General features: G+C 71.5%; 7 protein-coding genes. 6 read left to right on the top strand and 1 reads right to left on the bottom strand.

Features of this window, described 5'->3' with window-relative positions; all coding sequences use genetic code 11:
- The first annotated feature begins 99 nt into the window (after nucleotides 1–99).
- From ACFW22_RS28960 to ACFW22_RS28975, 4 genes are read left to right on the top strand one after another with little or no spacing between them, the layout of a single operon-like run.
- On the top strand, nucleotides 100–1,245 hold the full coding sequence (locus ACFW22_RS28960) for a CaiB/BaiF CoA transferase family protein (RefSeq protein ID WP_386409981.1): 1,146 nt from the start codon (nucleotides 100–102) through the stop codon (nucleotides 1,243–1,245).
- Nucleotides 1,242–2,384, top strand: coding sequence for an acyl-CoA dehydrogenase family protein (locus tag ACFW22_RS28965; protein WP_386409983.1), 1,143 nt, complete (start codon nucleotides 1,242–1,244; stop codon nucleotides 2,382–2,384). Before ACFW22_RS28960 ends, ACFW22_RS28965 begins: the two co-directional genes overlap by 4 nt.
- A 46-nt stretch (nucleotides 2,385–2,430) precedes the next feature.
- A complete protein-coding gene (locus ACFW22_RS28970; protein ID WP_386409985.1) occupies nucleotides 2,431–3,645 on the top strand; it encodes an acetyl-CoA C-acetyltransferase in 1,215 nt (404 codons plus the stop codon).
- 34 nt (nucleotides 3,646–3,679) lie between these two features.
- Complete coding sequence (locus ACFW22_RS28975; protein ID WP_386409987.1) at nucleotides 3,680–5,851, top strand: 3-hydroxyacyl-CoA dehydrogenase NAD-binding domain-containing protein; 2,172 nt, start codon at nucleotides 3,680–3,682, stop codon at nucleotides 5,849–5,851.
- 3 nt (nucleotides 5,852–5,854) lie between these two features.
- Here the strand turns inward: ACFW22_RS28975 and ACFW22_RS28980 are convergent, their stop codons facing one another.
- Complete coding sequence (locus tag ACFW22_RS28980) at nucleotides 5,855–6,592, bottom strand: MerR family transcriptional regulator (protein WP_386409989.1); 738 nt, start codon at nucleotides 6,590–6,592, stop codon at nucleotides 5,855–5,857.
- Nucleotides 6,593–6,715: 123 nt separating this feature from the next.
- On the opposite strand from ACFW22_RS28980, the gene ACFW22_RS28985 reads away from it, so the two are divergent.
- Both ACFW22_RS28985 and ACFW22_RS28990 read left to right on the top strand, forming a co-directional pair.
- Nucleotides 6,716–7,198, top strand: coding sequence for an Appr-1-p processing protein (locus ACFW22_RS28985; RefSeq protein WP_386409991.1), 483 nt, complete (start codon nucleotides 6,716–6,718; stop codon nucleotides 7,196–7,198).
- A gap of 99 nt (nucleotides 7,199–7,297) precedes the next feature.
- A partial coding sequence (locus tag ACFW22_RS28990) for a hypothetical protein (RefSeq protein WP_386409993.1) occupies nucleotides 7,298–7,764 on the top strand: 467 nt, incomplete at its 3' end.

Below are 7,764 nucleotides of genomic sequence, written 5' to 3' on the forward strand. Positions count from 1 at the left end.
TTCCAAGCGCTTGCTCGGCCGGGGGGCTTGTGCCGAGTGGAACACGTTCCTAGCATCTCTGGTGTTACATCATTGGTGTCACACACTTCTGGGGGCTCGATGAGCACGACGCACACGGCTCGGAACGGTCCCCTCTCGGGGGTGCGGGTGGTCGAACTCGCCGGGATCGGACCCGGCCCCTTCGCCGCCATGCTCCTGGCCGACCTCGGTGCCGACGTGGTGCGCGTCGACCGCCCCGGAGGTGCCGGCCTCGGCATCGACCCCGCCCAGGACCTCACCAACCGCAACAAGCGCTCCGTCCTCGTCGACCTCAAGGCCGAGGACGGCGCCGCCGTCGTGCTCGACCTCGTCGAGCGGGCCGACGTCCTGATCGAGGGCTATCGGCCCGGCGTCGCCGAGCGCCTCGGCGTCGGCCCGGAGCCCTGCCTCGCCCGCAACCCGCGCCTCGTCTACGGACGGATGACCGGCTGGGGCCAGGAAGGCCCGCTCGCCGCGACCGCCGGACACGACGTCGGCTACATCGCGATCACCGGAACCCTCGGCATGATCGGCCCCGACCCCGACGGGCCGCCCACGATCCCCGCCAACCTCCTGGGCGACTACGCGGGCGGCTCCCTGTACCTCGTCATCGGCGTCCTCGCGGCCCTCCAGCACGCCCGGGCGCACGGCGAGGGCCAGGTCGTGGACGCCGCCATCGTCGACGGCGCCGCCCACCTCACCACCATGATCCACGGCATGCTCGCGGCCGGCAGCTGGCAGGACCGCAGGGGGGTCAACCTGCTCGACGGCGGCTGCCCCTTCTACGGCGTGTACGAGACCTCCGACGGCGGCCACATGGCGGTCGGCGCCCTGGAAGAGCGGTTCTACGCCGAGTTCGTCCGTCTGCTCGGGGTCGCGGACGTCGTTCCGCCCCGCCACGACCTCGCCCGCTGGTCCGAACTGCGTGGGGCCGTCGCGGACCGCTTCCGGAGCCGCACCCGTGAGGAGTGGGCCGCCGTGTTCGACGGATCCGACGCCTGCGTCGCCCCCGTGCTCTCCCTGCGCGAAGCCCCGTCCCACCCCCATCTGGCCGCCCGGGCCACCTTCGTCGAGCAGGGCGGGACCGCCCAGCCGGCCCCCGCACCCCGATTCTCCGTCACCCCCGGCACCCTCCGCAGGGGGCCCGCCCTGCCCGGTGCCGACACCGCCGGCGTCGCCCACGACTGGGCCGTCCCCACCCTCAAGACCCTGGAGCCCGAAGCATGAAGCGTCAGCTCTACACCGAGGACCACGAGGCGTTCCGCACGACCGTGCGCACCTTCCTGGAGAAGGAGGTGCTGCCCCACTACGCACAGTGGGAGAAGGACGGCATCGTCTCCCGCGAGGCCTGGCTCGCCGCAGGCCGCCAGGGGCTCCTCGGGCTCGCCGTCGACGAGGAGCACGGCGGCGGCGGCAACCCCGACTTCCGCTACGGCGCCGTCCTCGCCGAGGAGTTCACCCGGGCCGGGGCGCCCGGCCTCGCCATCGGCCTGCACAACGACATCATCGGCCCGTACCTCACCTCGCTCGGCACCGAGGAGCAGAAGCGACGTTGGCTGCCCGGCTTCTGCTCCGGTGAGATCATCACCGCCATCGCCATGACGGAACCCGGTGCCGGCTCCGACCTCCAGGGGATCCGCACCACCGCCGAGGACCGCGGGGACCACTGGGTCCTCAACGGCTCCAAGACCTTCATCTCCAACGGCGTCCTCGCCGACCTGGTCGTCGTCGTCGCCCGGACCACCCCCGAGGGCGGTGCCCACGGCCTCTCCCTGCTCGTCGTCGAGCGGGGGGCGGAGGGCTTCGAGCGCGGCCGGAACCTGGACAAGATCGGCCAGAAGTCCCAGGACACCGCGGAACTCTTCTTCACCGACGTCCGCGTCCCCAAGGAGAACCTGCTCGGCGAGCTGAACGGCGCCTTCATCCACCTCATGACCAATCTGGCCCAGGAGCGCCTCGCCATCGCCGTCGCCGGCATCGCGGGGGCCGAGCACCTCCTGGAGGTCACCACCCGGTACGTCAAGGAGAGGGAGGCGTTCGGCCGCCCGCTCTCCCGGCTGCAGCACATCCGCTTCGAGATCGCCGAGATGGCCACCGAGTGCGCCGTCACCCGGACCTTCGTCGACCGGTGCATCGAGGAGCACAACGACGGAGGGCTCGACGCCGTCCACGCCTCCATGGCCAAGTGGTGGGCGACCGAACTCCAGAAGCGGGTCGCCGACCGCTGTCTGCAACTGCACGGCGGATACGGCTACATGAGCGAATTCCCGGTCGCCCGCGCCTTCACCGACGGCCGCATCCAGACCATTTACGGCGGTACCACCGAGATCATGAAGGAGATCATCGGCCGTTCCCTCCTCGGCTGACCTCCCGCCGCCCGTCTCCTCACACCCTCATCGCGAAAGGCTTTCCGTGAGCACCGAAGCGTACGTGTACGACGCGATCCGCACCCCGCGCGGACGCGGCAAGGCCAATGGCTCCCTGCACGGCACCAAGCCCATCGACCTGGTCGTCGGCCTCATCCGCGAGATCCAGGCCCGCCACCCCGGACTCGACCCGGCCGCCATCGACGACATCGTCCTCGGCGTCGTCGGCCCGGTCGGCGACCAGGGCTCCGACATCGCCCGGATCGCCGCCATCGCCGCGGGCCTCCCCGACACCGTCGCCGGCGTCCAGGAGAACCGCTTCTGCGCCTCCGGCCTCGAAGCCGTCAACATGGCCGCCATGAAGGTCCGCTCCGGCTGGGAGGACCTGGTCCTCGCGGGTGGCGTCGAGTCCATGTCCCGCGTCCCGATGGCCTCCGACGGCGGTGCCTGGTTCGCCGACCCCATGACCAACCTGGAGACCAACTTCGTCCCCCAGGGTATTGGCGCCGACCTCATCGCCACCATCGAGGGCTTCACCCGCCGCGACGTCGACGAGTACGCCGCCCTCTCCCAGGAGCGCGCCGCCGCGGCCTGGAAGGACGGCCGCTTCGCCCGTTCCGTCGTCCCCGTCAAGGACCGCGCCGGTCTCACCGTCCTGGACCACGACGAGCACCTCCGGCCCGGCACCACCGCCGACTCCCTCGCCCGCCTCAAGCCCTCCTTCGCCGACATCGGCGAGCTCGGCGGCTTCGACGCCGTCGCCCTGCAGAAGTACCACTGGGTCGAGGAGATCGACCACGTCCACCACGCGGGCAACTCCTCCGGCATCGTCGACGGGGCCTCCCTCGTCGCCATCGGTTCCAAGGAGGTCGGCGAGCGGTACGGGCTCACTCCGCGCGCCCGGATCGTTTCGGCGGCCGTCTCCGGCTCCGAGCCCACCATCATGCTCACCGGCCCCGCCCCGGCGACCCGCAAGGCCCTCGCCAAGGCCGGCCTCACCATCGACGACATCGACCTGATCGAGATCAACGAGGCCTTCGCGGCCGTCGTCCTGCGCTTCGTCAAGGACATGGGCACCTCACTGGACAAGGTCAACGTCAACGGCGGCGCCATCGCGCTCGGCCACCCGCTCGGCGCCACGGGCGCGATGATCCTCGGCACCCTCGTCGACGAACTGGAGCGCCAGGACAAGCGCTACGGCCTCGCCACCCTCTGCGTGGGCGGCGGCATGGGCATCGCCACCGTCGTCGAGCGCGTCTGACCGTCCCGTCCGAACCCCTTACGGAGAGAACCCGATGACCGAAAGCACCACCATCCGCTGGGAGCAGGACGAGACCGGGATCGTCACCCTCGTCCTCGACGACCCCGACCAGTCCGCCAACACCATGAACCAGGCCTTCCGGGCCTCGATCACCGCGACCGCCGACCGTCTGGAGGCCGAGAAGGACTCCGTCCGCGGCATCATCTACACCTCCGCGAAGAAGACCTTCTTCGCGGGCGGCGACCTCAAGGACATGATCCAGGCAGGTCCCGAGCACGCCCGGGACATCTTCGAGGCCGCCCTTGAGATGAAGGGCGCACTGCGCCGCATCGAGACGCTCGGCAAGCCCGTCGTCGCCGCCATCAACGGCGCGGCCCTCGGCGGCGGCTACGAGATCGCCCTCGCCTCCCACCACCGCGTGGCCCTCGAAGCGTCCGGCTCCAAGATCGGCCTGCCGGAGGTCACCCTCGGCCTGCTGCCCGGCGGCGGCGGAGTCACCCGCACCGTGCGCCTCATGGGCATCACCGACGCCCTCCTGAAGGTGCTCCTCCAGGGCACCCAGTACACCCCCCGGCGCGCCCTGGACAGCGGACTCGTCCACGAGCTCGCCGCCACCCCCGAGGAGATGATGGCGAAGGCCATCGCCTTCATCGACGCCCACCCCGAGTCCCGGCAGCCCTGGGACGTCCCCGGCTACCGGATCCCCGGCGGCACCCCGTCGAACCCGAAGTTCGCCGCCAACCTGCCGGCCTTCCCGGCCAACCTGCGCAAGCAGCTGAACGGCGCTCCCTATCCGGCGCCCCGTGCCATCATGGCCGCCGCGGTCGAGGGCTCCCAGGTCGACTTCGAGACCGCCAGCACCATCGAGTCCCGCTACTTCACCGAGCTGGTCACCGGCCAGACCGCGAAGAACATGATCCAGGCGTTCTTCTTCGACCTCCAGGCCGTCAATTCCGGTGCCAGCCGGCCCCGGGGCATCGAGCGCCGCCGGGTCCGCAAGGTCGCCGTCCTCGGCGCCGGCATGATGGGCGCCGGCATCGCGTACTCCTGTGCCCGTGCCGGCATCGAGGTCGTCCTGAAGGACGTCTCCGCCGAGTCCGCGGCCAAGGGCAAGGGCTACTCCGAGAAGCTCTGCGCCAAGGCCGTCGCCCGTGGCCGCACCACCCAGGAGAAGGCCGACGCGCTCCTCGCCCGCATCACGCCCACGGCCGACGCGGCGGATCTGGCCGGCTGCGACGCGGTCATCGAGGCGGTCTTCGAGGACACGGCCCTCAAGCACAAGGTCTTCCAGGAGATCCAGCACGTCGTCGAGCCCGACGCGCTGCTCTGCTCCAACACCTCCACCCTGCCGATCACCGTCCTCGCCGAGGGGGTCGAGCGCCAGGGCGACTTCATCGGCCTGCACTTCTTCTCGCCGGTCGACAAGATGCCCCTCGTCGAGATCATCAAGGGCGAGCGCACCGGCGACGAGGCCCTCGCCCGCGCCTTCGACCTGGTCCGGCAGATCAACAAGACGCCGATCGTCGTCAACGACTCGCGCGGCTTCTTCACCTCCCGGGTGATCGGCCACTTCATCAACGAGGGCGTCGCGATGGTCGGCGAGGGCATCGAGCCCGCCTCGATCGAGCAGGCCGCCGCCCAGGCCGGCTACCCGGCGAAGGTCCTCTCCCTCATGGACGAGCTGACCCTCACCCTGCCCCGCAAGATCCGCAACGAGACCAAGCGCGCGGTCGAGGAGGCCGGCGGCACCTGGGCCACCCATCCGGGCGAGGTCGTCATCGACCGCATGGTCGACGAGTTCGGCCGCCCCGGCCGCAGCGGTGGTGCGGGCTTCTACGAGTACGGCGAGGACGGGAGCCGCGGGAAGCTGTGGCCGGGGCTGCGCGAGCACTTCACGAAGCCCGGGTACGAGATTCCCTTCCGCGACATGCAGGAGCGGATGCTCTTCGCCGAGGCCCTGGACACCGTCCGGCTCCTGGAGGAAGGCGTCCTGACCTCGGTCGCCGACGCCAACATCGGCTCCATCATGGGCATCGGCTTCCCGGCCTGGACCGGTGGCATCCTCCAGTACGTCAACGGCTACGAGGGCGGGGTGGCCGGCTTCGTGGCCCGCGCGCGCGAACTGGCGGAGGCGTACGGCGAGCGGTTCGCCCCGCCGGCCCTCCTGGTGGAGAAGGCCGAGCGGGGCGAGGTCTTCGCCGACTAGCGCTCACGGACCGCGGAACGCGGTCCGGAGCTCCTCGCTCAACGACCGCTGGAACGCCGTGAGGAGGGCCTGGACCACCATCGGCTGCATGTGGGCCGAGAGCGACTTCATCGCGCTCAGGTGGTCCGGGTCCTCCCCGCTCTCCCGGTACGGGCTCCACACCTCGTCCCGGAAGAGCCGGGAAAGCTCCTGGGCCGCCGCCCGCGCGTGCTCCAGCAGCACGGTCCGGGAAGCGAGGATCGTCTCGTGTTCGATCGGCACCTCCAGGAGCTCCACCCCGAGCCGGAGCAGCGCCCCGTCGAGCCGGTAGGCGTCGTCGTCCTCGGTGCGGTCGAGGACGCCCATGGCGGCCAGCCGGTCCACGTCGCGTTCGGTCAGCGCCCGCCCGGCCCGCCGGTCCAACTCGCGCCGGGTGATCGTCTCCGCGGACTCGGGCGCCCACGACGCCACCAGGGCCCGGTGGATCGCCAGGTCCTGCGCACTGAGGTCGGACGGCAGTTGCTCCAGGTAGCGCTCGATCGCCGCCAGCGTCATGCCCTGTCGCTGCAGCTCCTCGATGAGCGCGAGCCGCGACAGGTGGTCCTGTCCGTAGTGCCCGACCCGACGCGCGCCGATGACGGGCGGCGGCAGCAATCCCCGGGTTCCGTAGAAGCGAACCGTCCGCACCGTCACCCCGGCCCGCGCGGCCAGTTCGTCCACGGTGTAGCTCGGCCCGCCCTCCCCGCCACTCCCGACGCCCATCCGAGCCGCCTCGCTTCCCGCACCACCGACCCGCCAGTCCGGATCGCTTGAACAGTATTGCTGTCGCACCACTCGTGTAAAAGACCCGCGTCGCTGTCAGTGGCGAGCCGTAGCGTGATCGTCATGAAGGAGATCACGTATGTCCGGGGGGACGCGACCGCGCCGCACGGCGAGGGCATCAGGATCCTCGCGCACGTCTGCAATGACCTGGGCGGTTGGGGCAAGGGCTTCGTCCGGACGGTGTCCCGCCGCTGGCCGGAGCCGGAAGCGGCCTATCGCCGGTGGCACCGCGAGCGGGCGGGGAACGACTTCGGGCTCGGCGCGGCCCAGTTCGTCCGGGTAGAGCCGTCCGTCTGGGTGGCCAATCTGGTGGGCCAGCGGGGGATGCGGACGGTTCGGAGCCGTGGCGTTCCCGTGCGGTACGAGGCGATCGACGCGGCCCTCGCGCTGCTTGCGGAGAAGGCGCTCGGGCTCGGGGCGTCCGTGCACATGCCGCGGATCGGTTGTGGGCTCGCCGGCGGCTCCTGGAGCAAGGTCGAACCCCTGGTCCTGCGCCGGCTCGCGGAGCGGGAGATAGCGGTCACGGTGTACGACTTCGGCGGGTAAGGGGCGTGCGCGTGGGGTGTCGCGTGCGGGGGCGACGGCGCGCACTAGAGTCGGCGGCTGGCCGGACCGGGGGAACGATGACGAGCGTGGGGGAAGACGATGTACGTGCAGCTCAGGGAGACGGCGGACGAGTTGGCCAGGGTGCTGTGGCGGGAGCACACGGTGTACCGGGAGCGGGGCGGCGGTGTGGTGATCAGGGGTGAGCACGTGCGCCGCTGGATCAGCCTGGCGCCGACCGGGGGGAAGGACCGGGCGCTGCTGCGGGCCGGACGCATCCTCGACGGGGGGACGACCGCCCCGGCCCGTACGGAGACGGTCGTCGACCTGACCGCGGGGACGCCGGAGCTCGCCGCGGTCTGCCGGCGCCTGCTCGCCGAAGTCGCCGCGGCGGCCGAGCCCGTGCCCGGTCCGTCGCGCGCCGGAAGGGACCGAGGGCGGGAGAAGCCGGCGAGACGGGAGGGGCCGGCCCCCGCGGCCCCCGGCCCCCCGGCCCCGCGCCGCCGGCCGGGAGGGCGGCCGCCGCGGGCCGGGGGCGGTGTGGGCAGTCGCAGAGAACAAACGCAGAG

The sequence above is a fragment of the Streptomyces sp. NPDC058872 genome, from assembly GCF_042743065.1.
Classification (GTDB): Bacteria; Actinomycetota; Actinomycetes; order Streptomycetales; family Streptomycetaceae; genus Streptomyces.

Coding starts and splice junctions, on each gene's coding strand:
- ACFW22_RS28965 (WP_386409983.1), top strand. CDS start 1,242: ATGAAGCGTCAGCTCTACACCGAGGACCACGAGGCGTTCCGCACGACC.
- ACFW22_RS28960 (WP_386409981.1), top strand. CDS start 100: ATGAGCACGACGCACACGGCTCGGAACGGTCCCCTCTCGGGGGTGCGG.
- ACFW22_RS28980 (WP_386409989.1), bottom strand. CDS start 6,592: ATGGGCGTCGGGAGTGGCGGGGAGGGCGGGCCGAGCTACACCGTGGAC.
- ACFW22_RS28975 (WP_386409987.1), top strand. CDS start 3,680: ATGACCGAAAGCACCACCATCCGCTGGGAGCAGGACGAGACCGGGATC.
- ACFW22_RS28985 (WP_386409991.1), top strand. CDS start 6,716: ATGAAGGAGATCACGTATGTCCGGGGGGACGCGACCGCGCCGCACGGC.